General features: G+C 70.8%; 26 protein-coding genes. 11 read left to right on the forward strand and 15 right to left on the reverse strand.

Annotation, left to right across the window (positions count from 1 at the left end; translation table 11 throughout):
* Nucleotides 1–90: 90 nt before the first annotated feature.
* From AB0N16_RS12635 to AB0N16_RS12645, 3 genes are all read right to left on the reverse strand, one after another.
* The gene (locus AB0N16_RS12635; protein ID WP_365795829.1) at nt 91–1011 is read right to left on the reverse strand and encodes a UTP--glucose-1-phosphate uridylyltransferase; all 921 of its coding nucleotides are present in this window, start codon (nt 1009–1011) and stop codon (nt 91–93) included.
* Between the two features lie 166 nt (nt 1012–1177).
* Nucleotides 1178–2422: a CoA transferase gene (locus AB0N16_RS12640; RefSeq protein WP_365795831.1), complete on the reverse strand. Its 1245-nt coding sequence runs from the start codon at nt 2420–2422 to the stop codon at nt 1178–1180.
* A gap of 5 nt (nt 2423–2427) precedes the next feature.
* On the reverse strand, nt 2428–3654 hold the full coding sequence (locus AB0N16_RS12645; protein ID WP_365795833.1) for an acyl-CoA dehydrogenase family protein: 1227 nt from the start codon (nt 3652–3654) through the stop codon (nt 2428–2430).
* A gap of 255 nt (nt 3655–3909) precedes the next feature.
* Here AB0N16_RS12645 and AB0N16_RS12650 point away from each other — a divergent pair, with 255 nt between their 5' ends.
* Nucleotides 3910–4668: an intradiol ring-cleavage dioxygenase gene (locus AB0N16_RS12650; protein WP_365795835.1), complete on the forward strand. Its 759-nt coding sequence runs from the start codon at nt 3910–3912 to the stop codon at nt 4666–4668.
* 37 nt (nt 4669–4705) lie between these two features.
* Here AB0N16_RS12650 and AB0N16_RS12655 read toward each other — a convergent pair whose 3' ends face one another.
* On the reverse strand, nt 4706–5170 hold the full coding sequence (locus tag AB0N16_RS12655) for an ATP-binding protein (protein WP_365795836.1): 465 nt from the start codon (nt 5168–5170) through the stop codon (nt 4706–4708).
* A gap of 129 nt (nt 5171–5299) precedes the next feature.
* Between AB0N16_RS12655 and AB0N16_RS12660 the strand changes: the two genes are divergently transcribed.
* The 3 genes from AB0N16_RS12660 to AB0N16_RS12670 all read left to right on the forward strand — a co-directional run bounded on the left by AB0N16_RS12660 (nt 5300) and on the right by AB0N16_RS12670 (nt 7616).
* Entirely contained in the window at nt 5300–6130 is an 831-nt protein-coding gene (locus AB0N16_RS12660) for a helix-turn-helix transcriptional regulator (RefSeq protein ID WP_365795838.1), read from the forward strand.
* Entirely contained in the window at nt 6127–6369 is a 243-nt protein-coding gene (locus AB0N16_RS12665) for a DUF397 domain-containing protein (protein ID WP_365795840.1), read from the forward strand. Before AB0N16_RS12660 ends, AB0N16_RS12665 begins: the two co-directional genes overlap by 4 nt.
* 260 nt (nt 6370–6629) lie before the next feature.
* On the forward strand, nt 6630–7616 hold the full coding sequence (locus tag AB0N16_RS12670; RefSeq protein ID WP_365795842.1) for a helix-turn-helix domain-containing protein: 987 nt from the start codon (nt 6630–6632) through the stop codon (nt 7614–7616).
* Between the two features lie 33 nt (nt 7617–7649).
* On the opposite strand, the gene AB0N16_RS12675 is transcribed toward AB0N16_RS12670, so the two are convergent.
* On the reverse strand, nt 7650–8024 hold the full coding sequence (locus tag AB0N16_RS12675; RefSeq protein ID WP_365795844.1) for a cupin domain-containing protein: 375 nt from the start codon (nt 8022–8024) through the stop codon (nt 7650–7652).
* Between the two features lie 69 nt (nt 8025–8093).
* Here AB0N16_RS12675 and AB0N16_RS12680 point away from each other — a divergent pair, with 69 nt between their 5' ends.
* Together AB0N16_RS12680 and AB0N16_RS12685 are read left to right on the forward strand one after the other, a co-directional pair.
* Nucleotides 8094–8534, forward strand: a complete 441-nt coding sequence (locus tag AB0N16_RS12680; protein WP_365795846.1) for a MarR family winged helix-turn-helix transcriptional regulator — start codon at nt 8094–8096, stop codon at nt 8532–8534.
* 168 nt (nt 8535–8702) lie between these two features.
* Nucleotides 8703–9116 (forward strand): Lrp/AsnC family transcriptional regulator, encoded by a 414-nt coding sequence (locus tag AB0N16_RS12685; protein ID WP_365795848.1) that lies wholly within the window; start codon nt 8703–8705, stop codon nt 9114–9116.
* A 25-nt stretch (nt 9117–9141) separates the two neighbouring features.
* Here AB0N16_RS12685 and AB0N16_RS12690 read toward each other — a convergent pair whose 3' ends face one another.
* The gene (locus AB0N16_RS12690) at nt 9142–9801 is read right to left on the reverse strand and encodes a DUF4360 domain-containing protein (protein WP_365795850.1); all 660 of its coding nucleotides are present in this window, start codon (nt 9799–9801) and stop codon (nt 9142–9144) included.
* Nucleotides 9802–10030: 229 nt separating this feature from the next.
* Nucleotides 10031–10489, reverse strand: a complete 459-nt coding sequence (locus tag AB0N16_RS12695) for an Rrf2 family transcriptional regulator (protein ID WP_365795852.1) — start codon at nt 10487–10489, stop codon at nt 10031–10033.
* Between the two features lie 73 nt (nt 10490–10562).
* Here AB0N16_RS12695 and AB0N16_RS12700 point away from each other — a divergent pair, with 73 nt between their 5' ends.
* Nucleotides 10563–13601: a beta-galactosidase gene (locus tag AB0N16_RS12700; protein WP_365795854.1), complete on the forward strand. Its 3039-nt coding sequence runs from the start codon at nt 10563–10565 to the stop codon at nt 13599–13601.
* Nucleotides 13602–13680: 79 nt separating this feature from the next.
* Here AB0N16_RS12700 and AB0N16_RS12705 read toward each other — a convergent pair whose 3' ends face one another.
* From AB0N16_RS12705 to AB0N16_RS12725, 5 genes are all read right to left on the reverse strand, one after another.
* Entirely contained in the window at nt 13681–15192 is a 1512-nt protein-coding gene (locus AB0N16_RS12705; protein ID WP_365795856.1) for an alpha-N-arabinofuranosidase, read from the reverse strand.
* 108 nt (nt 15193–15300) lie between these two features.
* Entirely contained in the window at nt 15301–16272 is a 972-nt protein-coding gene (locus AB0N16_RS12710; RefSeq protein ID WP_365795858.1) for an arabinan endo-1,5-alpha-L-arabinosidase, read from the reverse strand.
* 10 nt (nt 16273–16282) lie between these two features.
* Complete coding sequence (locus AB0N16_RS12715) at nt 16283–17134, reverse strand: carbohydrate ABC transporter permease (RefSeq protein ID WP_365795860.1); 852 nt, start codon at nt 17132–17134, stop codon at nt 16283–16285.
* Nucleotides 17131–18069, reverse strand: coding sequence for a sugar ABC transporter permease (locus tag AB0N16_RS12720; protein ID WP_365795862.1), 939 nt, complete (start codon nt 18067–18069; stop codon nt 17131–17133). The genes AB0N16_RS12715 and AB0N16_RS12720 overlap by 4 nt, the downstream gene beginning before the upstream one ends.
* Nucleotides 18066–19421, reverse strand: a complete 1356-nt coding sequence (locus AB0N16_RS12725) for an extracellular solute-binding protein (protein WP_365795864.1) — start codon at nt 19419–19421, stop codon at nt 18066–18068. The genes AB0N16_RS12720 and AB0N16_RS12725 overlap by 4 nt, the downstream gene beginning before the upstream one ends.
* Before the next feature lie 249 nt (nt 19422–19670).
* Here AB0N16_RS12725 and AB0N16_RS12730 point away from each other — a divergent pair, with 249 nt between their 5' ends.
* Genes AB0N16_RS12730 through AB0N16_RS12740 form a run of 3 tightly spaced genes read left to right on the forward strand, consistent with a single transcriptional unit; the run spans nt 19671 to nt 22919 of the window.
* Nucleotides 19671–20294: a toxin-antitoxin system, toxin component family protein gene (locus tag AB0N16_RS12730; protein ID WP_365795866.1), complete on the forward strand. Its 624-nt coding sequence runs from the start codon at nt 19671–19673 to the stop codon at nt 20292–20294.
* A 44-nt stretch (nt 20295–20338) separates the two neighbouring features.
* Nucleotides 20339–21523 (forward strand): MAB_1171c family putative transporter, encoded by a 1185-nt coding sequence (locus AB0N16_RS12735; protein ID WP_365796203.1) that lies wholly within the window; start codon nt 20339–20341, stop codon nt 21521–21523.
* Nucleotides 21516–22919 carry an FAD-dependent monooxygenase gene (locus AB0N16_RS12740; protein ID WP_365795868.1) on the forward strand — a complete coding sequence of 468 codons (1404 nt, stop codon included), beginning with the start codon at nt 21516–21518 and terminating at the stop codon, nt 22917–22919. The genes AB0N16_RS12735 and AB0N16_RS12740 overlap by 8 nt, the downstream gene beginning before the upstream one ends.
* A 102-nt stretch (nt 22920–23021) precedes the next feature.
* On the opposite strand, the gene AB0N16_RS12745 is transcribed toward AB0N16_RS12740, so the two are convergent.
* Together AB0N16_RS12745 and AB0N16_RS12750 are read right to left on the reverse strand one after the other, a co-directional pair.
* Nucleotides 23022–23897 (reverse strand): SMP-30/gluconolactonase/LRE family protein, encoded by an 876-nt coding sequence (locus tag AB0N16_RS12745; RefSeq protein ID WP_365795870.1) that lies wholly within the window; start codon nt 23895–23897, stop codon nt 23022–23024.
* On the reverse strand, nt 23894–24667 hold the full coding sequence (locus tag AB0N16_RS12750; RefSeq protein ID WP_365795871.1) for an IclR family transcriptional regulator: 774 nt from the start codon (nt 24665–24667) through the stop codon (nt 23894–23896). Before AB0N16_RS12750 ends, AB0N16_RS12745 begins: the two co-directional genes overlap by 4 nt.
* Before the next feature lie 173 nt (nt 24668–24840).
* On the opposite strand from AB0N16_RS12750, the gene AB0N16_RS12755 reads away from it, so the two are divergent.
* Nucleotides 24841–25395, forward strand: coding sequence for a hypothetical protein (locus AB0N16_RS12755; protein WP_365795873.1), 555 nt, complete (start codon nt 24841–24843; stop codon nt 25393–25395).
* Here AB0N16_RS12755 and AB0N16_RS12760 read toward each other — a convergent pair.
* A complete protein-coding gene (locus AB0N16_RS12760) occupies nt 25376–26248 on the reverse strand; it encodes a hypothetical protein (RefSeq protein WP_365795875.1) in 873 nt (290 codons plus the stop codon). The two genes, AB0N16_RS12755 and AB0N16_RS12760, sit on opposite strands and share 20 nt — an antisense overlap.
* Nucleotides 26249–26314 lie beyond the last annotated feature (66 nt).

A 26314-nucleotide genomic window follows, 5' to 3' on the forward strand; every position in this document is an offset into this window, starting at 1 on the left:
TGCATTTCCCCGCAGGAAGCGGGGCGTCTTTCCTTGGACCACCAACGCATCACCAGCCACCGGGTTTTGCGGCGACCAGCTCTGAGACGATCATACCGTATCCGGCACGTCCTCCAGCTCCTCGTCGAGTCCCCGGACCAGGCCGCGCAGGACGGGCCCGTACTCGGGGTGGGAGAGGGCGAAGGCCATCTGGGCGACGAGGTAGTCGGCCGGGTTGCCGGTGTCGTACCAGCGGCCCTGGATGACCTGCCCGTACACGGCCCGGCTGGCGGCGTAGGCGTTGATGGCGTCGGTCAGGTAGACCTCGCCGGTGCGGTGCTCGTACCAGCGGCGGGTCTGTTCGCGCAGTTCGTCGACGATGCCGGGGGTGATGACGTAACCGCCGATGGCCGCGTACGGGGACGGAGCGTCGGCCGGCGCGGGCTTCTCCACCAGGCCGGTGATGCGCAGCTGGCCGTCGCCGAGGTCCTCCTTGACTATGGGCACGCCGTAGCGCTGCGAGTCGGCGGGGTCCATCGGCAGCAGGGCCAGCACCGGGCAGCCGGTCTGCTCGTAGGCGCGGATCAGCTGCTGGGAGCGGGGGACGTCGGCGACGAACACGTCGTCCGGCCAGAGCACCAGGACGGGCTCGTCGCCGAAGGAGCGGGCGGCGTTCAGCACAGGCGTGCCGTTGCCGTACGGGCCGTACTGGTCGAGGTAGGTGATGTGACCGCGGCGGGCCAGCTCGGCGACCTCCTCGACGGCGTCGGCGTAGGCGGTCTTCCCGTCGGCGCGCAACTGCTCCACGAGCCCGGGGTTGGGCCGGAAGTGGTCCTGGATGAGGCTCTTGCCGCCCGAGACGACGATGGTGATGTCGGTGATGCCGGAGTCCACCAGCTCCCGCACGGTGTGCTCGATCACCGGTTTGTCGCCGACCGGGAGCATCTCCTTCGGAGTGGCCTTCGTCAGCGGCAGCAGACGGGAGCCGAGTCCGGCGGCGGGGATCACGGCCCTGCGGATCGTCGGGGGCATCAGGTCTCTCTCGGTCGGACGGCACGGGTACGCCGACGCTATCAACGGGCGCCGGGTCACCCGGTGAACGCCGACCGGCCGGAGTCCGTCGTCCGGGCGATTTCCGGGAGAAGCCGAGATGAACGGGGAGAGGCGTCCCGGTCCGCGGAACCCTCCGGCGCCGTTCTCATCGCGGCGGCTCCGTCTCCGTCGCGGGGACCGTCCCCTGGGCGCGCAGTTCGGCGATCTCGGCGGGGCCGAAGCCCAGCTCGGCGAGGATCTCGTCGCTGTGCTCGCCCAGGTCCGGCGCCCGTCTCGCCGGCACCTTCGGCACCCCTCGGAGGTTGACCGGGCTGCTGACGGTCTCGGTCAGCCCGCTAACCCCCGCCAGCGGGACGACGATGTCGTTCTCGCGCAGCTGCGGGTCCCGCGCGGCCTCTTCCGGTGTCTGGATGAGGCTGTAGGTGATGCGTTCCCGGTCCAGCGCGTCCTTCCAGTGGGCGAAGGGCCGCGAGCGGAAGGCGGTGTCGAGCAGCTCGGCCAGTGCGGGGGCGTGCCGGATCAGACCCTCCAGGTCGGCGAAGCGGGGGTCCTCCAGCAGTTCGGGGTGTCCGACGGCGCGCGCGAGTCCCTGCCAGCGCGCGGGTGAGGCGACCAGCATGAGCCACTCGCCGTCCGCGGTCCGGTAGGGGTTGTTCAGCGGGTTCGCCGGGGACTTCCGGTTGTGCAGCTCGAAGGGGGTGCCGTCGGCGAGGGCGCCGGCCACCAGGGTTCCGGTGGCCCAGACGCCGGTGGCGAGCAGTGACGTCCCGACGTTGGCCCCCTGTCCGGTCCGCTCGCGGCGGTAGAGGGCGGTCGTGATCGCCGCGTAGATGGCGATCGCCGTCGTGTAGTCGCCGCTGCCCCACACCGGGACGGTCGGCGGGGCGCCCGCGTCCCGGGTGGAGGCCAGCAGGCCGCTGCGCGACCAGAAGGCGGTCAGGTCGAAGCCCGGCAGCCGGGCGTCGGGGCCGGTGTCCCCGAAGCCGGTGAGATCGGCGTAGACGACCCTCGGGTTCCAGCCCGAGACCTCCTCGTAGCCGAGGTGCAGCTTCTCGCGGGTGCCGTGCGGGAAGTTGGTGATCACCACGTCGGCCCACTCGACGAGCCGCTTGAGGACCTCGACGGCCGTCGGCGACTTCAGGTCCAGCACCATGCCCCGTTTGTTGCGGTTGGCGAGGTGCCAGCTGTAGTTCGCCTTCGCCCGCGGACTGGGCGGCACGGAACTCAGCCGCCGCTGGGGGTCACCCGCCCCCGGCGGCTCGATCTTGATGACGTCCGCTCCGAAGTCGGAGAGCACGGTGGCCGCGGCCGGTCCCGCGATGAACGAGGACGCGTCGAGGACCTTCAGGCCGGTGAAGACGGATTCGGTGGTCATGGGTTCGGTGGTCATCGCCGTCACTTCACGAAGGCGCTCAGGCCGCCGGTGACGGCGCGTCCCACGATCAGGGTCTGGATCTCCCGGGTGCCCTCGTACGAGTAGAGGGCCTCGGCGTCGGCGACGAAGCGGCCGACCTTGTAGTCGAGGACGATGCCGTTGCCGGCCAGCAGCTCCCGGGCCCACCCGACGCTCTCCCGCATCCGCACGGTGCAGTACGCCTTCGCCAGGGCGGAGTGCTCGTCCTGGTAGATCCCGGCGTCCTGCAACTGGGCCAGACGCACCACCATTCCGCACGAGGCGGTGGCATTGCCGAGCATCTTCACCAGCAGGTCCTGGACGAGCTGGAAGCCGCCGATCGGGCGCCCGAACTGCTCGCGTTCCTTCGCGTACTGCAACGCGATCTCGTAGGCGCCGAACATCGTCCCCACGGCCTGCCAGGCCACCCCGCTGCGGGTCTGGCGCAGGATGCCGGCGGTGTCCTTGAACGAGTTCGCGTTCTGCAGCCGGTTGGCCTCCGGAACGCGACACCCTTCGAGCACGATGTCGGCGTTCTGCACGATCCGCAGCGCCATCTTGTTCTCGATCTTCGTCGCCGTGAACCCGGGGGTGTCCTTCTCCACGACGAAGCCCAGCACGTGGTTCGTCTCGGTGTCCCGCGCCCAGATGACGACCAGGTCGGCGAAGGTCGCGTTGCCGATCCACCGTTTGGCCCCGTCGAGGATCCAGCCGTCGCCGTCGCGGCGCGCGGTCGTCCGCAGGCCGCCGGCCACGTCGGAACCCCCGTGCGGCTCGGTCAGCCCGAAGGCGCCGATCTTCTCGAAGCGGCTCATCGCCGGCAGCCACCGCTGCTTCTGCTCCTCGGAGCCACAGGCCAGGATCGAGCCCATGGCGAGCCCCGTGTGCACGCCGGAGAAGGTCGCCAAGGACGCGTCGGCATGGGCGAATTCCAGCGCGAGGAATCCCGAGAGGAGATTGCTCGGCCTGGATTCCGCGGAGTCCGGGTCCGCCCAGTCCACAAGTCCGAGCCTGCCGAATCCCTCCACCAGCTGGAAGGGGAACTCGGCCCGCGCCCAGTAGTCGTCGACGAGGGGAGCGGCCTGCGTGTCGAGGAACTCGCGGACGCGCTCGATCTTCTCCCGCTCGCCGTCCGTCAGCAGTTCCTCGAAGGAGTAGAAATCGGCGGGCAGCCGCCCTGCGCCCAGGTAGGGACCGGACGGTGTGGGCAGAAGCGGGGTGGCACCCATGGAAATCCTCCTCCAGCACGGTTCTCTGGGGCGATTAGACCCGGATCCCACGCTGATTCCCGCGAGCCCTCGCCGTTCCAGGAGTGCCCTCGTCGCGGCGAACGACCCTAATGGCCCCTTCGTGCCCGGTACCGCGCGTTCCGTGGCGCCGGACCGTGATCGTCCGTCCGGCTGTCTCAACTCAGGACTTGACGGTTGTTCACTTTGCTGAACTGACAGCTTTCCGACAGCAACCATTCCTACGGTGCCGTGTCCATGACAGACACCTCAGAAGGTGCCCGCTCCGTCGGGCGCCGTACCGTACTCGTCGCCACCGGGACGACCGCCGCTGCCCTGGCCGTAGGTGCAGCGGTCTCGACCGAGGCCCCCGCGGCAGCCGCCGCCCCCGACCTCAAGCCGGCCGCCGCCGCGGCGGTCTGCACGCTCACGGAGGAGATGACCGAAGGCCCCTACTACCTCGACGGCGCGCTGGTCCGCACCGACATCACGGAGGGCAAGCCCGGCATCACGTTCAAGCTCGCCCTGACCGTCGTCAACTCCGCCTGCACCGTCGTCCCCAACGCCCTCGTGGAGGTCTGGCACACCGACGCGCTCGGCGAGTACTCCGGGTACGTCGGCAACAACGGCCACAACGAGGCCGACGACGGCACCTTCCTGCGCGGTGGCGTGCTCACCAACTCCAGCGGCGTCGCCAACATCACCACCATCTACCCGGGCTGGTACCGGGGCCGCTGCATCCACATCCACGTGAAGGTCCACACGGGTGTCACCCTGACCTCCGACGGCTCCTTCACCGGCGGCAGGACCGTGCACACGGGCCAGCTCTTCATCGACGAGACCATCACCACGGCCGTCGCCAAGGTCTCGCCGTACTCGACCAACACGACCCCCCGCACCACCCTCGCCCAGGACTCCATCTACGACGACGGCGGCGCCACCTCCGGCCTGATGACCGTCACCGGCTCCACCACCGCCGGCTACACCGGCACGCTCACCCTCGGCGTCTCCAGCTGACGCCCGGGCCCCGGAGGCACGTCCCCCGGGGCCCCGCTCAGGGTCTGCGCCGGAACGGCAGGTCCACCTCGGCCCGTACGGTCTTGCCCGGTGCGTCGGCGCAGTCCCTGCTCAGCACCTCCCACCGATCGGCCAGCGCGTCCACCAGCACGAGCCCCCGGCCGCCGTCGTCCAGCGGCCCGCCCGGCCGTACGGCGCCGGGTGCGGGCGGCCGCCGTTCGGCCAGGGTGTCCGTGACCTCGACCCGCACGCTCCCCGTCACCAGCGACACCCGCAGCTCGAAGTCCCGCCCCGGCACCCGCCCGTGCGTCACGGCGTTGGCCGCCAGCTCCGCGACGATCACCGAGACCTTGTCGATCAGCTCCACGGCGGCGAACGGCCCTCCCCACGCGTGGAGTTGGGCGACGGCGAGATGACGGGCGAGACGGGCGCCACGCGGGGTGGCACTGAGCCGCTGGGCGAGTGCTCGACTCACGGTGACGGTGGTGGGGGGAGCGTCCATGCGCCCAATCTGCCGCTCCGGACCAGCGGTTATCCAGCTGAGAGCCGCGTACGCTGGGCCCGCGTACGCGGTGACGCACTGGACCGTACCGGTCACTAGCCGTGACCATGGGGGTGGGAGGTGGCCTACGTGGGCGATGGAGTGGAGCCGGAGTCGTCGGACAGTCTGCGGACCTTCGGAGCGGTGCTCCAGGCGTTGCGCGAGCACGCGGGGTTGAGCAGGGAGGAGTTCGCGGAACAGGTGCGGTTCTCGAAACACACGGTGGCATCGGTGGAGTTGGGGAGGCGGATGCCGGACGAGTCGTTGGTGGAGGCGTCGGAGGGGGTGCTGGGGAATACGGGGGCCTTGCGGCGGGCGGCGGGACATCTCGCTCGGCAGCCGGGGTTGGCGGCGTGGTTCCGGCGGTGGGCTCGGATGGAGGCGACGGCGATCAACCTCTACACCTACGAATGCCGAGTCGTGCCGGGTCTGTTGCAGACAGAGCAGTACACGCGTGCGGTGTCATTGAGCGTGCCGCCGATTCCCAACGACCAGGAACTGGACGACCGGGTGGCCGCACGCATCGCCCGGCAGGAACTGCTGTCCACCCGGCGGGAGCGACCGTGCGCGTTCAGCTTCATCATCGAACAGGCCCTGCTGGAGCGGCGAACGGGCGGCGACGACGTGACCCGAGAGCTGCTCGACCATCTACTGGAGATGGTCGAGCGCCACCGGAACGTAGAGGTCCAGATCATGCCTCTTCAGCAGCCCGTGCACGCCGGCCTGGATGGCCCGTTGCAACTGCTTGAGACCCCCGAGAATCAGTGGTTCGCTTATTCGGAAGGCCAGAAGAACGGCCGCCTCATCGCCGATCCGAAAGAGATCAGCGTCCTCCACCAGCGGTATGGAAAACTGCGCTCGCAGGCCCTCAGCCTCCGGGACTCCAGGGCCCTGTTGGAGCGGATGCGAGGAGCGCTATGAGCACGTCCGAACTGACCTGGTTCAAGAGCAGCTACAGCAGCGGCAGCGAGGGCGACTGCGTCGAGGTCGCCCTCCAGTGGCACAAGTCGACCTACAGCAGCGGCGGTTCCGGCGACTGCGTCGAAGTAGCCACCTGCCCCACCACCATCCACATCCGCGACTCCAAGAACCGCCAGGGCCCCGCGCTCGCCCTCTCCCCCACCGCCTGGGCCGGCTTCCTCACGCACGTCGAGCAGTGAGTGTCAGGAGCCGGTCGCGGTCGGAGTGCTCGCTCCACAGCACGTGGCGTCCCTGCGCCACCCCGGCCGACAGGGTCGGGGTGCACCGATCGTCGAACCGAAGAGACACCCCTGTCCGCTGGTTCCCCTTGTCACTGCGACAAGAACGCCGCGTCACCCGGACTCCGGAGGGGTCACCGTCGGGACGTCCCGGCGGACGCCGGTACGGCTGCGCCGCCACGCACGATGGCCGGATGGGCGGCAAGCGATAGAATCGTGCCATGTCCGTCGCCGTCAGCTTCCTGCCCGCCCGCCCCCACCGGGTCGTCGTGCTCGCCCTCGACGGGGTCTACCCGTTCGAGCTGGGCATCCCGAACCGGGTCTTCACCTGTGTTCCCGGTGCCTACGACGTGGTGACCTGCGCGGCGACGGACGACCGTACGGTGGCGACCAACGCCGACTTCACGGTCACCGTCGGGCACGGGCCCGAGGCGCTGGAGAGTGCGGACACCGTGGTCGTGCCGCCGTACGACATGGCGCGGATCACCGATGAGCTGCCCGAGCCCGTTGCCGCCGCGCTGGCCCGGATCCGGCCCGGTACCCGGATCGTCTCCATCTGCACGGGCGCCTTCGCGCTCGCGGCGGCCGGGATGCTGGACGGGCGGCCGGCGACGACGCACTGGGCGCTCGCGCCGCGGTTCCGGCGGATGTTCCCGCACGTGGCACTGGATCCGGACGTGCTGTTCATCGACGACGGGGACGTCCTGACCTCGGCCGGGGCGGCCTCCGGCGTCGACGTGTGCCTGCACATCGTGCGCTCCGACCACGGCAGCGCGGTCGCCAACAGTGTGGCCCGGCAGTGTGTCGTACCGCCGTGGCGGGACGGCGGCCAGGCCCAGTACATCGAGCTGCCGGTGCCGGACGAGGGCGCCACCGGTACGGCGGCCACCCGGGCGTGGGCCCTGGAGAACCTGGAACGGCCTCTCGCGCTGCGGGAGTTGGCCGCGCATGCCCGGATGAGTCAGCGCACCTTCGCGCGCCGGTTCCAGGAGGAGACGGGGACGAGCCCGGGTCGCTGGCTGATTCAGCAGCGGGTACACCGGGCCCGCCATCTCCTGGAGACCAGCGAACTGCCGGTCGACCGGATCGCGGCCGAGGTCGGCTTCGCCACGGGCACCTCACTGCGGCAGCACCTGCACGCGGCGATCGGCGTCTCCCCCCAGACGTACCGGAACACGTTCCGGACATCGGTGGCGGGCAGGGTCTGAGCGCCGACCCGGCGAACCTGCGCCGCCAGCACCCTAGTGCGCCCAGGGCGGTGTGACGGTGCTGCCGTCAGCCATGTCGGCGGTGAGCCCGACCCGTGTGGTGACCCACATGCGGGCGGTCTGGTCGTCGGTGTTGGCGATCGCCAGTTCGGAACCCGCAGGTGCCACTGCCGCGTCACCTGCGCGGAGCTCGGCGCTCTCACCGTCGATGGTGAGCCGGAGGCGACCGGAGAGGACGTAGAACGTCTCCTCCTCGCTGATCGTGTGGGCCGGCCCCGCCATTGCGGCCGGGATCTCGACGCGCCAGGCGGCAAGGTCCCGGCTGCCGGTGTCCGGACGGACGTAGGAAACGAAACGGCCACCGTGGATCTCGTGTACGACGGCCTCGTCACTGCGGATGAACGACATGCCAGCCCCCTATCTAGACAAGTAACTTGTCTAGATAGACAAGCGGATTGACGAGTTATAGTCAAGCCCATGGACGACGCCGTGGCCTTCTCCGCATGTGTGCTGGCACTCTCCGGACAGCTGGTGCAGGAAATCCACACCAGGGTGTCCCGGCAGGGATTCGAGGATCTGCGACCCGCACACGGCTTCGCCTTCGTCCGCATCTCGGCAGGCGGCGCCACCACGGCCGACCTGGCCGAGCACCTGGGGGTGACCAAGCAGGCCGCCGCCCAGCTGGTCGAGGAGCTGGTCCGAAAGGGATACGTGGAGCGGCATCCACACCCGTACGATGCTCGCGCCCGCCTCCTGGGACTGACCGAGACCGGCTGGGCCGCCACGCGCGCCGCCGACCAGGCTGCCCGGGCCGCCGTCGCACCGTGGCGACAGGCACTGGGCGAGGCCCGCTTCAGCGAACTCGTCGCCGACCTGACACGACTCGCGCCGCCGGGACCGATCCGCCCTTCCTGGTGAGCCGATGGCCCACCACCCTGGAGACGCCGGCCGTGGACGAACCGCCCGCCGGAGCAACCGGCCAAGTGGAACCGCCTTCCCGGTCAGGGCACTGAGCACTCCGCTGGAAGTGCCGCGATATGCCGCCTATCGACTGCGGCGCCGTCGGGGCTGGTCGCGCAGTTCCCCGTGCCCCTTACGGGGCCCTCCTGCACGGAGCTCGCCCGCCGCGCCGACACCTCCGCGCTGACCGCGCGCCGACGCCTGGAGGCGCTGGCGCACGGCATGGTCGTCCGGCTCGCGACCGAGGTCGATCTCGCCCGGCTGGGCATCCGTACCGAGGCGCTGATGTGGATGACGGTGGCCCCCGGCGGCCTGGAGGAGACCGGCCGGCGGCTCAGCCGCCATCCACAGGTGCGGTTCGCCTCGGCGACCACCGGCTCGGCCAACCTGCTGGTGGCGGTCGCCGCGGCCGACCTCGACGCGCTCTACCTCTTCCTGAGCGACACCGTCGGCGCCCTCGAACACGTCACGACGATCGAGGTCACGCCCATCCTGACGGGGATCAAGCGGACCGGGCTGGTCCGCCCGGGGAGCCTGTGAGCGGCGCAGGACGACTTCACGGGGCCTACTTGGCGGGGCACTGCTTCCAGGCCAGGTGGTAGACGGTGCTGATCTCACCGTCGGTCGAGTCCATGGTCATGAAGCTGACCTTGCCGGGGTTCGCGCTCCCGGCGGTCACCCGCAGCTCCGTGTTGATGTTGAAGTTGCGCTGGACCCCGCAGGGCGCCCACACCAGCTGGGCCCAGTCGGTGGTGTCGGTGGCCTGCCAGTTGTCGTCGTAGGGTCCCCGGAAGGGGTGGTTCGCGGAGGCCGTGTTGGACGAGCCCTGGAAGTAGTACGAGGCACGCTGGGTACCGGTGGCGCCCTGCTGGAGCGAGGCGAAGCCGCGGTAGTCGGCGCTGGCGATGGCGTAGGTGAAGCCGCCCGGCACGTGAACGACCAGGTTGAGCTGACAGTTGCGCCGGAAGGCGGTGGGGTCGGAGTTGCCGCCGGCCTGGGCGAGGTAGTCGCTGTAGGTGACGGTGAAGGCCTCGTTGTCCTCGGAGACGGCGACGGCGGTGGTGCCCTGCGGGCAGCCGGAGCCGTTCACCGTGGCGACGTTGATCACGATCTTGTCCGGCGGCGGGTCGTCGAAGACCGCCGACGACGAGGCCTTGGCCTGAGCGGGCAACCCGGCGGTGAGCAGCGCGGCGAGCGCTCCGCCGAGCAGGAGTCCATGCCTCATGGGTTTCATGGTTTCTCCGGTTCGGTGATCGGGTGGGGGGTGACACCCGCGGACCACAGGACCCTCACGCCCCTCAAGGCTCGATATGGTTCACCTTTGAAGAACCTGTGAGTTTCCTGTGAAGAACGGGGCGCTCGCATCGTAGGAATCCCCACGCCGACCGGTCAGGGCGAACTCCGGCCATTCACACCACCGGATTTCACAGCCGCCGTGGCCTCCCGCCCCACACCTAGGGGTTCTCCCAGGCGGCCGGTTCCGCGGCCAGTGCCCGGACCGGCTCCGGCAGGGCGTCCGCCGCGATGTCCGCCACGGTGACTCCTTCGAGGATCCGGCGGACGTTCGCGCGCAGCGCGATCCACAGGGGCAGGAGGGGCTGCGCGGTGCCGCTGTAGGCCAGACCCGTCGGGCGTTCGCCGCGTACCGAGACGATCGGGCCGTCCACCGCCCGGATGAGGTCCGCCACGGTGATGGCGGACGCGTCCCGCGCCAGCCGGTAGCCGCCGCCCCCGCCACGCCGGCTGTCGACGATCCCGGCGCGCCGGAGGTCACCCAGAATGCCCTCCAGGAATTTGTGCGGGATGTCCTGCGCCCCGGCGATCTCCTCGGCCTTCACCGGGCCGTCGTCCTGCCGTACGGCGAGCTCCAGTACCGCCCGTACCGCGTAATCCGCTCGTGCCGAGATCCTCATGCGTCCATTGTGGGGCGTACTCCCATGGACAATGGGCGCACCCGCGCCCCGTAAGATCGCCCGGGAGGATCCCTTGGCGCTCAGCAGACGTACCTTCAGTGCCCTCGCCGGCTCGGCCGCGCTCGGTTTCGCCCTGGGCGGCAGTGGCGGCCCCGGGGCGCCCGCGGCCTACGCGGCACGCACCGTGCCGACCGGCCCGGCCCCGGCCCCGCCGCGCGCCGACGGACGGCGGCACGCCATCGGCCACGACCAGTACTCCCTGGTCGTCGACGGCCGGCGGCTGGTGGTGTGGTCCGGTGAACTGCATCCCTTCCGGCTCCCGAGCCCGTCCCTGTGGCGGGACGTGCTGGAGAAGATGCGGGCGCACGGCTACAACACCGTCAGCGTCTACGTGGCGTGGAACTACCACTCCCCCGCGCCCGGGAAATACGACTTCACCGGCGTCCGCGACCTGGACCTGTTCCTGCGCACGGCCGCCGAGACCGGGCTGTACGTCATCCTCCGCCCCGGCCCCTACATCAACGCCGAGGTCGACGCCGGCGGCTTCCCCGGCTGGCTCACCGCCACGGAGGGCTCGGCCCGCACCACCGACCCGACCTACCTCGGGCACGTCGACGCGTGGCTGACGGCCGTCAACCGCATCGTGCGCCGCCACCAGCACACGGACGGCGGCGGGACCGTCCTGCTGTACCAGATCGAGAACGAGTACGACGGCCACGTCGCCGACCCGTCCGGCCCCGCCTACATGTCCCACCTGTACAAGAAGGTCCGGGCGGACGGCATCGACGTCCCCCTCTTCCACAACGACAAGGGCCGCAACGGCTACTGGATCCCCGGCTCCTTCGACACCGGCGGCGAGACCGGGAAGTGGCTGTACGGCTTCGACGGCTACCCCGCCCCCACCCAGACCCCGCCGGACTGGGGCGACTTCGGGATCGGCGGCCTCAAGGGCGGCGCGACCGCCAGCCCGCGTACGCCCGGGTTCGTACCGGAGTTCGGGGGCGGCTGGTTCGACCCGTGGGGCGGGGTCGAGTTCGGCGGCAAGGGGTACGCCGAGTCCCGGCGCACCCGGGACGCGGCCTACGAACGCCGCTTCTACCTCACCAACCTCGCCAACGGCATCACCCTGCACAACGTCTACATGACCTACGGCGGCACGAACTGGGGCTGGCTGCCGGCGCCGGTCGTCTACACGTCGTACGACTACGGGGCGGCCATCGACGAGGCCCGCAACGTCACCCCGAAGATCACGCCGATGCACCAGCTCGGCCACCTCCTGCAACGCGTCCCGGACTTCGCCAAGCTGGAGCGCGCGGCGGACGTCCACGCGGACGGGCTGAAGACGTACCACCTCACCAACCCGGACACCCAGGCGCATGTGTACGTGCTGCGCAACGACGGTGCGAGCGAGGTGACGTCCACCCTCAAGACCCACAAGCGGGACGGGGGTGACGAGATCGAGGTCACCGTCCCGGCCAAGGACGCCCGGCTCATCACCACCGGGCTCTCCCTCGGCAAGCGGAAGCTGCGGTACGCCACCGCCCAGCCGATGGCCGTGTTCACCGCCGGCCGGCAGGACATCGCCCTGTTCACCGGCCGGTACGGCGAGATGGCACACCTGGTCCTGGAGTGCCCGTCCGAGCCCTTCGTCCAGCGCCTGGACGCCGAAGCGGCCTGGGTGTACGACCAGGGCGTCCTGCACGTCACCGCGCCGCTCGGCCAGGGCGGCCTCACCCGGGTCCTGGTGCAGCGCGGCGAGAGCGACACCCCGCTGCTGCTGCTCTTCGCCGACGAGGCGACCTCGCTACGGCTGTTCCCGTACGACACCCCGTCCGGCACCCTGCTGGTCTACGGCCCGGCGCTGCTGCGGCACGCGAAGCTCAGCGGGGGGACCGTGCAGCTCACCGGGGACACGGTCGGGCCGAGCGGCGTGGAGGTGTGGGGGCCGCGCGGGATCACCTCGGTCACCTGGAACGGGCGGCCGGTACAGACCCGGGTGGGCCTCTCGGAGAGCCTGGTCGCCACGTCGGATCTGGCGGGGGCGCCGAAGCCGGCGCTGCCGGTCCTGTCCGGCTGGCGCCGGAAGGCCGAGAACCCCGAGTCGGCGATGGCCTTCGACGACTCGTCGTGGGTGGTCGCGGACAAGAAGACGTCGTTCAGTACGACGCCCGTCCCGGACGGTCAGCCGGTGCTGTTCGCCGACGACTACGGCTTCCACTACGGGGACGTCTGGTACCGGGGCTGGGTGGACGGCGACCTCGCGGACCTGGAGTCCCTCTCCCTCGCCTACAGCACGGGCACCCAGGGCATGCTGATGGCCTGGCTGGACGGGGAGCCGCTCGGTTCGCACCGGATGCCGGTGCCGGACACGAAGACGGTCCGGCAGGGCAGTTGGGCGGCCACGGCCGAGTTCTCCGTCGCCGGGCTGCGGAAGAAGTGGAAGAAGGAGTCGGAGGAGGCGTCGCAGAACGCGTCGCAGAAGGAACGGCGCGAGCAGCGGCGGCATGTGCTGTCCGTGCTGGTGCGGCGGATGCAGCACGACATGGACGGCCGCTCCCTGGACACCCACAAGGTGGCCCGCGGCCTGACCGCCGTGACCTTCAAGGGCGCCGCGCCGAAGGTGAGTTGGCGGATCCAGGGCGAGACCGCGCCCGACCCGGTGCGGGGGCCGCTGAACAACGGCGGCCTCTACGGGGAGCGGCAGGGGTGGCATCTGCCCGGGTTCGCCGACGGCGGGTGGGAGCCAGCCGAACTTCCGCGCGCGGACAAGGGAATGGGCGTCACGTGGTACCGCACCGGCTTCAAGCTGGCCGTGCCGGCCGGGGTCGACGCGTCGGTGGGGCTGGTCCTTGAGGACGATCCGGCGCGGGCCTATCGGGTGCAGATCTTTCTGAACGGGTGGAACCTCGGGCAGTACATCAACGATGTGGGCCCGCAGCACACGTTCGTGCTGCCGAACGGGATTCTGCGGACCCGGGGGGCCAATACGCTGGCCCTGGCCGTGCTTTCGGACGGTACGAGCGAGTTCGGGCCGGGGGTTGTGCGGCTGGAGTTGCTGGGGAGTGCGGCCGGAGGAGTACCGGTGACTTCGGTGGACTCCCCCGGCCGTTGAGTGCGGGTTGTGGGAGGTTGCTCGCGCCCACGCGGCGGAGCCGCACATTGATACGGCCCCGCGCCCCTTACGGGGCCCTTTACGCCAGGCGGATCACATTCCAGGACAGGGGTTCCAGAGCAGCGGTGAGGACGCCGTCCCGCAGAGTCGTGCCGTCGGCCTGGTGCGGCGCCACCCGCTCCGGGTCCTCCAGTGTGTTGCGGGCGTCCGGGTCGGGGTCCGCCAGGACGCTGTGTTCGGCCACCTGGGTCAGGCCCAGGCCGCTCAGGGCGATCTCCAGGGGCAGGGTCTCCGTCCGGCTGCGGTTGACGGCGAAGACGGTCACCGTGCCGTCGTCGGCCCTGACCGCTGTCGCGTGCAGCAGGCTCGTCTCGCCGTACTTCTTCGTGTCGTACGTCGGTGAGTCCACGCGGACGTCCAGGACCTGGCCCCTGCCGTACCGGGACGCCTGGGCGAAGGGGAAGAACGTCGTCTGGCGCCAGGCGGGGCCGCCGGGCTCGGTCATGATCGGGGCGATGACGTTGACCAGCTGGGCCAGGCAGGCCACCGTGACGCGGTCGGCGTGGCGGAGCAGGGCGATGAGGAGGGAGCCGAAGACCACGGCGTCCAGGACGCTGTAGTTGTCCTCCAGCAGGCGGGGGGCCTCGGGCCAGTCCCGCGCGTCGGAGTTCTCGATCGCGTGCCACTTCGAGGTGTACCAGACGTTCCACTCGTCGAAGGAGAGGTTGATCTTCTTCTTGGACTTCAGCCTGGCGCCCACGTGGTCACAGGTGGCGACGACGTTCTCGATGAAGGACTCCATGTCGACGGCGGACGCCAGGAAGGAGTCGACGTCGCCGTCCTGGGGCTCGTAGTAGGCGTGCAGGGAGATGTAGTCGACCAGGTCGTACGTCTCCGCGAGGACCGTCGCCTCCCACTCGGCGAAGGTCGGCATGGACTGGCTGGAGGAACCGCAGGCGACCAGTTCCACGGACGGGTCCATCTGGCGCATGGCACGGGCGGTCTCGGCGGCGACGCGGCCGTATTCCCCGGCGGTCTTGTGGCCGGTCTGCCAGGGGCCGTCCATCTCGTTGCCCAGACACCAGAGCCTGATGCCGAAGGGGTCCTTGTCGCCGTGGGCGGCGCGGAGGTCCGACAGGGCGGTTCCGGAGGGCTGGTTGGCGTACTCCTGGAGTTCCAGGGCCTCCGCCACGCCCCGCGTGCCGAGGTTGATCGCCATCATGGGCTCGGCCTGCGGGCCGACCTTCTTCAGGAAGGCGATGTACTCGCCGAGCCCGAAGCGGTTGGTCTCCGTCGACCGCCAGGCGAGGTCGAGGCGGCGGGGGCGCTCCTCCACCGGACCGACCGAGTCCTCCCACTTGTAGCCGGAGACGAAGTTGCCGCCGGGGTAGCGGAGGGTGGTGACGCCGAGTTCGCGGACCAGGTCGAGGACGTCGGTGCGGAGGCCTTCGGCGTCGGCCGTGGGGTGGGTCGGCTCGAAGATGCCGGTGTAGACGCAGCGGCCCAGGTGCTCGACGAAGGAGCCGAAGAGGCGGGGGTTGACTTCGCCGATGCTGAAGGCCGGGTCGAGGGTGAAGCGGGCGGTGCGCAATGTTCGCCTTTCGGGGGTGGGTGGGTGCTGAATCGTGGGCGGGTACAGGTGGTCTGTGGCTGGTCGCGCCCACGCGGCGGAGCCGCGAATGGACACCACCCCGCGCCCCTAACGCAAGCTGGGCCAGCCGTCATTTGTCCAGTTCAGGGGGTTGAGCCCCAGCTTTGGCGTGCCGTTGTCGTCGGCGTCGTAGTAGTGGTACGCCAGCCAGGTCTTGCCATGGGTGCGGAACGTCGATTCGCCGCCCGGGCCGATGTAGCGGCCGTGGCTCGCCAGCAGCAGGTCGCCGCCGCCCTCCAGCATCGGTGTCCCCGTGCTGTCCACGTACGGGCCCGTCACCGACGTCGAGCGGCCGACCCTGATCTTGTAGGTCGAGTTCACGCCCGCGCAGCAGGCGTCGTAGGACGCGAAGAGGTAGTAGTAGCGGCCGTGGTGGAGGATCGAGGCGCCTTCGACGGCGTAGGGGGCGTCGGGGCGGGTGGCGAGGTGGGCGACCGGGGCGCCGGGGATCGCCTTGCCGGTTCCGGGGTCGAGCTGGACCATGCGGATGCCCGTCCAGTACGAACCGAAGGCCATCCAGAGTCCGCCGTCGGCGCGGACGAGTGCCGGGTCGATGGCGTTCCAGGAGTCGGTGGTCCCGGAGGCGAACGCGGGGCCGTGGTCGGTCCAGGTGCCGGGGAGGCCGGACGGGGAGGTGGCCAGGCCGATCGCGGAGTGGTTGGTGCCCCAGGAGGAGACCGCGTAGTAGAGCCAGTACCGGCCGTCGCGGTAGGAGAGGTCGGGGGCCCAGGGGTCGGCGGTGGAGTTGTAGTCGTACCACCAGCTCGGTGGCGTGGTGAAGGCGTTGCCCGCGTCGGTCCAGTCGTGGAGGTCCGTGGAGAGGCGGGCGCCGATGATGCCGCCGGTGGAGTAGGCGACGTACCGGCCGTCGCCGAGCCGGTGGACGGTGGGGTCGTGGATGATCTGCCGGCCGGTCAGGGGGAGCGGGTCGGGGTAGGTGACCTCGGCGGAGGCGGTGGTGGGGAGGAGGGCGATCGCGGTCGCCGCGAGCAGGGCGGCGAGTCGGGGGAAGCGCTTCAACTCGGGCTCCTCACTGGCCGGCCAGGCCCGTGTGGGCGACGCCCGCCACGATCTGGCGCTGGAAGAAGACGAAGACGACGATCAGCGGCAGGCCCGCCATGAGGCCGCCGGCCATGAGCTGGGCCCACTGGATGCCGTAGGAGTTCATGACGGTCGCGATGCCGTTCGGCATGGTCATCAGGTCGGGGTTGTTGGTCACCATGTAGGGCCACAGGAAGTTGTTCCACGAGGCGATGAAGGTGAAGATGCCGACCGCGGCGAGGGAGGGGCGGGAGAGCGGGAGGACGATCGTGAAGAAGACCCGCCAGCGGCCCGCGCCGTCGATGAAGGCGGCCTCCTCCAGTTCGCGCGGGACGCCCTGGAAGAACTTGTAGAGGATGTAGACCATGGCGGCGGGGGCGCACTGGGGAAGGATCATGCCCCAGTAGGTGTCGACCATCCCCATCTGCTGGACGGTGGTGAAGAGGGGGACACCGAGGACGGCCGGGGAGACCATGAGGCCGGACATGACCAGGGCCAGCAGCGGGCCCTTGCCGCGGAACTCGGTGCGGGCGAAGCCGTATCCGGCGAGCGCGCTCACCAGCAGGACGACGGACGTCACGCAGACCGAGACGACCAGGGAGTTCACGAACCAGTCGGTGATGTTGCCGGTGTCGAAGAGGGCCCGCCACGCCTGGCCCGTCCAGTGCTCGGGCAGCCAGTGCGGCGGCACCTCGACGGCCTCGGTCTCCGACTTGAGGGAGGTGAACAGCCCCCAGGCGAGCGGGGCGAGGAAGACGACGGAGACGGCCGTGCCGAGGAGGGTGAGGACGATCTGGCTGGGCGTCCAGGTGGACTTGCGGCGCTGTACGGCCGTGGTCATCGGGTGGCCTCCTCGGTGCGGTTGCGCAGCAGCCACATCCTCGCGAGGGCGACGGCGGCGATGATCACGAAGAAGATGACGGAGATCGCGGAGGCGTAGCCCACGCGGTAGCTGGTGAAGCCCTCTTCGAGGGTGTACTGCACGAAGGTGCGGGTCGAGTTCTCCGGGCCGGGGCCGAAGTCCATCATGACCACGGCCTGGTCGAAGACCTGGAGCGAGGCGAGGACCTGCAGGGCGACGACCAGGCCGGTGATGTTGCGCAGCATGGGGAGCGTGATGTGGACCGCGCGGTGCCAGGCGCCCGCGCCGTCCAGCTTCGCCGCCTCGTAGAGGTGGGCGGGGATGGACTGGAGCGCGGCGAGGTAGAGCAGGAAGCTGAAGCCGGCCGTCCACCAGAGGGTCTCGAGGACGATGGCGAGCATCGCGTACGACTTGTCGGTGAGCCACGGTGTGTCGATGCCGAACACATAGTTGATCATTCCCGTGCCGGGGTTGAACAGCCACTGCCAGAGGTTGCCGGCGACGGTGGAGGGGAGGAGGAAGGGCACGAAGAAGCACAGGCGCCACAGCCACTTCCCGCGCTCGATGTGGTGGGCGAGCATCGCGAGGAGGAAGGCGAGGACCGTGATGCAGGGCACGACCAGCAGCGTGAAGTAGGCGCTGTGGCCGAGGGCGTCCCACATCAGCGGGTCCTTGAGGGCCTCGCGGTAGTTGTCGAGGCCGATGAAGCTCTCGTCCGCGCCGGTGATGTTGGCATCCGTGAGGCTGAGGTAGACACCGCGCAGCAGCGGCCAGATCACGAAGAGGGCGAAGAGGAGGAGGAAGGGCGCCACGAACCAGCCGCCGTGCTGGAAACCCTGCCGGCGGCGGACGGTGGCGCTGTCGGCGGCGGTCCTGGCGCGTGCCGGGGCGAGAACGGTCTCGGCGGTCGTCATGCGGTCGTACCTCCCTGCGCGGCGGTCCTGCCGTCCATGGGGTTCTTCATCGCGAGCAGCTTGGCGAGCTCGGCCTTCATCCGGCCGGCCGCCGCGTCGGGCCTGGCGGAGCCGAGCGTCGAGGAGACGACGATCGGGCCGACGCGCTGGGCGAGGATGCCGGTGGAGCCCGCGAACCACACCTTGGGCTCGTTGGCCTGGTGGTCCATGGCCGACACGTACTCGTTCTGCGGGTACAGCTTCTGGTACGCGGCCGTCGACAGGGTCGGCGTGTACGCCGGGATGTGGCCGCCGGCCGCCCACTGCCGGGCGTGGGTGACCACGTACGCGGCGAGTCGGTGGGCGGCCTCGTCGGTGGCGCCGCCGCGGTCGGACTGGTGCGGCAGGACGAAGGAGTGCGACTCGGCGTGGGTGGCCTGCCCGCCGAAGACGGGCGGCAGCGGGATCGCGCCGTAGTCGAGCTTCGCCGCGTTGTAGACGGGCACCGACCAGTTGCCCTCCCAGGCGAAGGGGGCGCCGTTGATGAACTGTTCGGCGCCGACGGACCCCATGGTCGGGTCGGCGTATCCCTCGGTGACGTGCCGGCGCAGGAACTCCAGGACCTGGGTGGCCTTGTCGGTGTCGAAGGTGACCTCGGTGTCGGTGTCGTCGAACCAGGTGCCGCCGAGCTGGGTGTAGAAGGCGACGAAGAACCACCACTGGAAGTTCTGGTCGTTGATCCACAGGCCGATGGTCTGCAGGCCCTTCCTGGTGGCCTTCTTGGCCTCCTTGAGCACCCCGAACCAGTCGTCGACGGACGTGACCGGGACGATCCGGTCGTCGGCGCCGAGCAGGCCGGCCTTCTTCAGTACGTCCTTGCGGTAGAAGCAGAGCTGGACGTGGACGTCGAGCGGGAGGGCGTAGAGCTTGCCGTCGATGAGGCCGCGCTGCCACAGCTTGGGGTTGTAGTCCTGTTCCCGCAGGCCGTACTCGGCGAGCAGGCCGACGTCCCAGGCGTCCAGGAGGCGGCCGGGTGCGAAGCCGGCGACCCGGCCGATGTGCATGACGCCGAGGTCCGGGGCGCGGTTGCCGGCGGCCGCCATGGCGAGCTTGGTGTAGAAGGGGTTGCCCCACTGGAGCGTGGAGTCCTTCACCGCGATGTCCGGGTGCGCCTTACGGAAGGCGTCCAGCATCGCGATCATGTTGTAGCCGTCGCCGCCGCTGAAGAGGTTCCAGTAGCGGACGCGGGTGCGCGCGGTGGAGGTGAGTGCGTCGGCTCCGGTGCCGAGGGCCGCGAAGCCGAAGCTCGCCGCCGCCGCCAATCCGCCTGCCGTGCCCAGTAGGTGCCTGCGACTGAGGCCAGGTCGTCCCATTGCCTGCCCTTACCTTCGAGGATCTGCCGTCTTGTTCGAGATATCGACTCACGCCCGTAACTTCGAACGGACCGTAAAATCGAAGCGCTTCCGCGTCAATGGGTCCGGCCCGATATTCCTGCGGCCGAAGGTCGTTGTCGGGTGAACCACCGGTACCGGAAGGCATGACGCGGACACATCCGGACGCGTAATCTCGGACGGGCCGACGCAGCGCGGTGACCGCCGTCGGGGCGGTACGAAGGGGGAGCGATGGACTTGGCCGGCGCGTGGCACCGGTGGGCCCGGATCGCCGCCGGGCTGCGGCACCCCCGGCCGAACACGGCGGCACGGCGCTCCCGGACGACCGCGGAGATGCGCCGGCTCGCCGCCGGCCTCACCGCCGCCGTCGGCGCCAGACCGCGGACCCCCGCCGACGTACGGGAGTTGTGCCGGGCGCTGTGCGCGGAGATGAGCCTCAGACGCGAGGGCCGGCCCGTAGAGCTGCGTTTCGAACGGTTCCCCGACGAGATCGAGGTCACCGGACTGTGGGTGGAGTTCCGGGACTTCGACCTGGTGATCGTCGAGGAGCGGGCCGAGACCGTACAACAACTGGTCATCCTGGGACATGAGTTGTGGCACATGCACGCACGTCACACGCATCATCACGCGGCCGCGGCGAACGCTCTCGCCGGGCGGCCGGGCTGGGACTCCGTCGCCCTGACCGTGGCCGCCCGCAACGGCTCCCGGGAAGCCGACGAGGCCGAGGCCGACGACTTCGGGCACCGGCTCGCGGCCGCGCTCCGGTCCTTCCTGCCCGGACGGGGCGGCGAGGCTCCGCCCAATCCGGTCCAGCGGTCCCTCGGCTACCGCAGGCGTGAAGGCGGAGCGCGGTGACGTCCTCCCGACTGGCCGAGGGCCCGGCCGCGTTCTTCACCGGGATGTACATCTCCTTCTGGCTCCCGGGCATCGTGCTGACCGCGGCCCTGGTGATCAAGCTGCCCAGCATCCTCAAACTGTGGCGGGACCCGCTGCTGCGTGCCGTCGGCGGCCTGCTGCTGTTCGCCTGCGCGGTGTTCGCCTTCGCCGCTCCGGGCACCATCGCCTGGACGAACCGGGTCACCGGCGTGCCGAACATCGCGGCACCCCTGGTGTACTCCCTGATCACCGCGCTGTCCGCGTCCTGGCTGCTGCTGGTCGTGCACTGGCGCAACGGCCACACCGACCGCCGGGAGCAGACACGGCGCGCGACCCGCCGGGTGGTCTCCGTCTACGCGGCCGTGGTCGTCGCCCTGTGGGTGCTGTTCGCGCTCGCCGACGTGCCCGTGGAACAGGTCCGGAACCTGGACACCTACTACGCGAGCACGCCGTTCATGCGCGAGGAGATCCTGCTCTACCTCCTCGCGCACACCGTGGCCTGCACGATCACGACCCGGCTCGTGTGGAACTGGATCCGCACCGAAGGCCTCGACGCCTGGCTGCGCTGGGGGCTCAGGTTCCTGGCTATCGGCTACGCGACGAACCTGCTCTTCAGCGCGGCCAAGTTGACGGCCGTGGTGGCCCGCTGGACCGGCCACGACCTGGACTGGCTGAACGCCAACATCGCACCGTCGGCCGCCTGCATCGCCGCCACGTTCGTCGCGATCGGCTTCATCGTCCCGCACGCCGGCCAGTACTTCCACGACCGCTGGCTGGTGCGCCGCCAGCACCGCGGGCTGAAGCCGCTCGCCCAGCTGATGCGGACCGTCGCGGGCGGTCGCGAACCGCTCGCCCTGCGCGCCACCGCCGAGATGCGCCTGATCCGCCGCGAGACGTACATCCGCGACACGCTCCTGCAACAGTCCCGGTTCCTCGACGAGAACCTGCGCGGCCGGGCCTACGACGCCGCTCTCGCCCTCGGCCACGAGCCCGGCCGGGCACAGTCCCTCGCCGCCGCCGTGACGATCCTGGAGGCCGTCGAGAACGGACGGCACGCCCCGGCCGACGGCGGCACCGGCGAGACCGACACCTCGTATCTGCTCCAGGAGATCCAGGCCGTTTCCGAGGTTCTGCGCCACCCCGACGAGATCACGGCGGTACGCACCCGCGCGGCCGTCCAGGCAGAGAGCATGTCCACGCATGAGTGAACGTCCCTCCCCCGCCAGAGCCGCCGTCGTCCTGGGGGGATCCCACACCGGCATGCTCGCGGCCCGGGCCCTGGCCGGCCTCGCCGACCGGGTCGTCGTCGTGGAACGCGACGAACTGCCCGAGACGCCCGCGCCCCGCAAGGGACTTCCGCAGGCCCGGCACGCCCACATGCTCTGGTCCGGCGGGGTACGGGCGATGGAGGAACTGCTGCCGGGCATCACCGCGGCACTCCTGGACGCCGGGGCGCGCCGTGCCCCGGTCACCACGGACATGGTCGTCCTCTCGGCGCACGGCTGGTTCCGGCGCTGGCCCGAGTCCCACCACGTGCTCCTGGCCGGGCGTGACCTGCTGGACGCGACGGTCCGGGCGCGGGTCCTCGCGGACGGGCACGTCGAGGTGGTCGGGGGCACGGAGGTGCTCGGGCTCACGGGCGACGCGGCGGCGGTCACCGGGGTCCGGGTGCGGGACCGCGACGGGCGGGAGCGGACCGTCGAGGCGGACCTGGTCGTCGACGCCACCGGCCGGGGTTCCGGCGCCCCCCGCTGGCTCGCGGCCCTCGGACTGCCCGCGCCGGAGCGCCGCGAGGTCGACACCGGTGTCGCCTACGCCAGCCGGCTCTACCTCGCACCCGAGCAGGCCCGCGCCGGCTTCCCGGTGGTCAACGTGCAGCCGGACCCGCGGGACGGCGGTCCCGGCCGGGCGGGCTTCCTGCTGCCCATCGAGAACGGCCGCTGGATCGTCACCCTCAACGGCACCCGCGGGGGCGAACCGACCTCCTCCGCCGACGACTTCATCCCGTTCGCCCGCGAGCGGCTGCGGCACCCGCTCATCGGCGACCTGCTCGGGCGGGCCGAGCCGCTGTCCGACGTCGCCTTCACCCGCGCCACCGTCAACCGCCGGTACTTCTACGAACGGATGCCGGCCTGGCCAGACAACTTCACGGTCCTCGGCGACGCCCTGGCCGCGTACAACCCCGTCTACGGTCACGGACTGGCCGTGGGCGCGCAGAGCGCACTGCTCCTGCGGGAGTCGACACGGCGCCACGGCCTCGGCACACCCGGCCTGTCCCGTCGCGTCCAGAAGGCGGCCGCCCGGCCGGTCGGGGCGGCCTGGGACCTCGCCGTCGGACAGGACGTGTTCTATCCGGGGGCGACGGAGCACGGGCCGACGGCCCGGGACCGGGTCCTGGCCGCGTACGTGTCCCGACTCATGTACACGGCCACGGGGAACGGGCGCATCGCCCGCCGGGTGACGGACGTGACGGCACTGGAGCGGGGCGCGGAGGTGCTGCTGGCGCCGGGTGTGGTGCTGGGCGCGCTGGTGGGCCCGCTGAGACCGCAGCTGACCCGCCCCCCGCTGACCGCGGAGGAGCTGAAGGCGGCGGGGGTTCTGTAGACGCGGCTGTGCAGCGCCCCGCAAGGGGCGCGGGGAACTGCGCGATCAGCCCCCACGCACCCGCAGCCGCACCCGCAGCCGCATGGACGGTCGAGGCAACCGCTAGCCCTGGAACGCCGGTTGGGCGACTCCCTTCCCGGCCCCCGGAATCACCAGCAGGGAACCCGCCGTCGGATGCGGCCGCTCCAGTCCCACCCGTGCCGTCGTGACGTACAGGTCCGTCAGGTCGGCGCCGCCGAACGCACAGGCCGTCGTCAGCGACGCCGGCAGGCTGATCATCCGGTCCAGGTCGCCGTCAGGCGTGTAGCGGCGCACCGCTCCCCCGCCCCACAGCGCCACCCACACACAGCCCTCCGCGTCGACCGTCAGCCCGTCGGGGAACCCGGCACCCTCCTCGATGGTCACCAACGGGCGCCGGTTGGCGGGGAGTTCGCCGTCGTAGTCGAAGACGTCCACCCGGCGCGTCGGCGTGTCGACGTAGTACACGCGGCTGCCGTCCGGGCTCCAGCCCGTTCCGTTGCTGACCGTGACATCGGGCAGCAGGGTCGTGACCGAGCCGTCGCCGGTCACCCGGGACAGCGTGCCACCGCCCACCGTCTCGTCGTAGCGCATCGTGCCCGCCCACAGGGAGCCGTCCGGCGCCACCGCCGCGTCGTTGGCGCGGCGGCCGGGAACCGGCTCGCGGTGGAGCCAGCGGAACGTGTCGTCGGGGTCGAGGAGCCCGACGCCGTCGCGGAGGTTGAGGACCAGGCCGCCGTTCGCGCGGGGCTTGACCGCACCGATGTGCTGCTCGGCGGTACGGATCGTACGGCGGCCGGTGGCCGGGTCGTACGTGTGGATCCGCGCCCCCAGGACGTCGATCCAGAGGAGGCGGCCGGTCGTCGCGTCCCACGTCGGGCCCTCGCCGAGCGTCGCCTCCGCCGCCACCGCGACCTCGTACGCCGTGTGCGGCGTGTGCGGCGTGTGCGCCGTCGTCATGCCACGCTCCGGTGACCGAGGCGCTCGGAGAGCTCGGCGGCGCCCTTGGCCGCGAGCTGCTCCAGCTCGACGCGGCGCTCGTCGCTCCAGCGGATCATCGGGACGGAGATGGACATCGCCGCGACGACCTGGCCGGTACGGTCGCGGACCGGCGCGGCGACACAGGAGACGTCGGGATTGGACTCCCGGCTCTCCACGGCGATACCGCGGGCGCGGATCTCCGTGAGGGCCTCGCGCAGCGCGTCCGGCTCGGTGATGCTGTTCGGGGTCATCGCGACGAGTTCGGCGTCGTCGGGGATGCGCGCGGACAGCTCCTGCTGCGACAGCGAGGCCAGCAGCATCTTGCCGACCGAGGTGCAGTGGGCGGGGAGGCGGCGGCCGGCGGCGGAGACCATGCGGACGGCGTGCGTGGAGTCGACCTTGGCGATGTAGATGACGTCGGTGCCTTCGAGGATCGCCACATGGACGGTCTCGTCACAGGTCTCGGCGACGGACCGGGCGACCTGCTGGCCCTCGGCGGCGAGGTCGAGCTGCTCGGCGTACCGGCTGCCGAGCTGGTACGGGCGGACGCCGAGCCGGTATCGTCCGGGCTGTCCGGGTACGGGCACGATGTACGACCGGGCGGAGAGCGTGGTCACCAGCTCGTGCACGGTGGTGCGCGGCAGCTGGAGTCTGCGCACTATGTCGGGGGCGGAGAGAGTCCCGTCCCCGTCGAGGAAGAGCTCAAGAATGTCGAGAGCCCGGGTCACGGCAGGCACAAGGCGTCCCACGTCCGGCCCCCTCCCTTGGGTCTAAGCGCCAGATATCGTCAAAATCGTCAAAGCTGCGGGAACGTTCGAGATATCAACAGGCGATCGGCATGACGAACACAGGCTAGCCACCGAGGATTGCCCGGGCAATGGCCGGGAACCAGCCGTGGGCCGGTATGTGCACCATGGGTGGCATGCGACTGGACTTCCAGCTGGTGCTGCTGCGCCGTATGGCCGACCACAACCCGGACCTGGTCGAGGGCGCCCGGCGTGAACTGGGCGCGTCGATCGCGGACATGCGCGAGGCCAACAAGCGGTGGCAGGCGATGGCCCGCTCACCCCGCTCCCGCGCCGCGGCGTCTCGCTACCGCTCGGTCCTCGGCCCGCCCGGCTCCGAGACCAGACGTACCGTCGGCGACCTGGAGTGCCTGGCCTGGCAGTGGCCGCTCCCCCTGTGGCCCACCCTCCGCTTCGAGGTCATGGTCGGCCCCGGCGGCACGGTCTGGAACGAATGGCTGGTCCGCGCCCCCGGCGCCCCCGCCCCGAAGCTGGAGACCCTCGAGGACCTCACCCCCTGGTCCTGCACGGTCGACGAGGCCGCCCGCGCCTTCGCCCCCGCCCGCCCCCTGGAGGGCACGGCCCCCACCCGCTGGGGCCTCACCTTCACAGTGCCGGACGGCCGTCAGGTGGTCGCGGAGTTCACCTGGGGCCTGCTCCAGCGCACCGCGGTCATCGACGAGCCGCGCTGAGGATCGCCTCCGCCACCACGTCCACCGACCCCGGGTGCAGGAACAGGAACAGGTTCGGCTCGACCAGTTCCAGCTCCATCACCTGCGGCTGCCCGTCCGCCCCGTCGACCAGGTCCACCCGGGCGCACAACAGCTCCGGCGCCTCCGGTACGGCGGCCAACGCGCGCTCGGCGACCGTGAGTTCGGCCGGGGTCGGGTTCCACCGCTCCAGCTCGGGGTGGGCGACCTTGTCCGCGTCGTACGCCGTGCCCGGGGTGAGGACGGCCCGCTTGCGGCTGGCGTGCAGCAGCCGCCCGCCGAAGAACTGCAGCGCCCGTTCGCCGCCGACGTCGATCCCGGCGACGTACGGCTGGACCATCGCGGTCAGCCCCTCGTCACGCATCCGGGCCAGGTGCCGTACGGCCGTCCCGTGCTCGCCGGGCGTGTAGCGGGCGGCGAACCGGGCGCCGGCGCCGAAGGTGGGCTTGACGACGAAGTCGCGGTCGGACGGCAGCTCGACCGGGTCGCCCGGGGCGAGATACCGGGTCGGCACGACGGGCACACCGGCCGCCGCGAGATCACCGAGATACCGCTTGTCGCTGTTCCAGCGGACCACGGCGGCCGGATTCGCGATCCGGGTCGCCTTCCCCACCCGCTCCACCCACGGCAGGAACTCCTCCGTGCGCCAGCTGTAGTCCCAGGTGGAGCGGATGACGACCAGGTCGAAGGCGCCCCACTCCACGTCGGGGTCGTCCCAGGGCCGGGCGACGGCGTCCGCCCCCGCGGCGGTCAGCGCGCGCAGCAGCACCGGCAGATCCTGGTCCTTGCTCGGCTCCGCGCCGGGATCGTAGGTGGCGAGGGCTATTCGGGGCACGGCGGGGGCTCCCTTGTCCTGTTGACGGGCGGTTTTCCGTTCCGCCGCAGGCTAACCACTCCTGCC

Origin of the sequence: Streptomyces sp. NPDC051105, assembly GCF_040682795.1 — a bacterium.
In the GTDB taxonomy this organism is placed as follows: domain Bacteria; phylum Actinomycetota; class Actinomycetes; order Streptomycetales; family Streptomycetaceae; genus Streptomyces.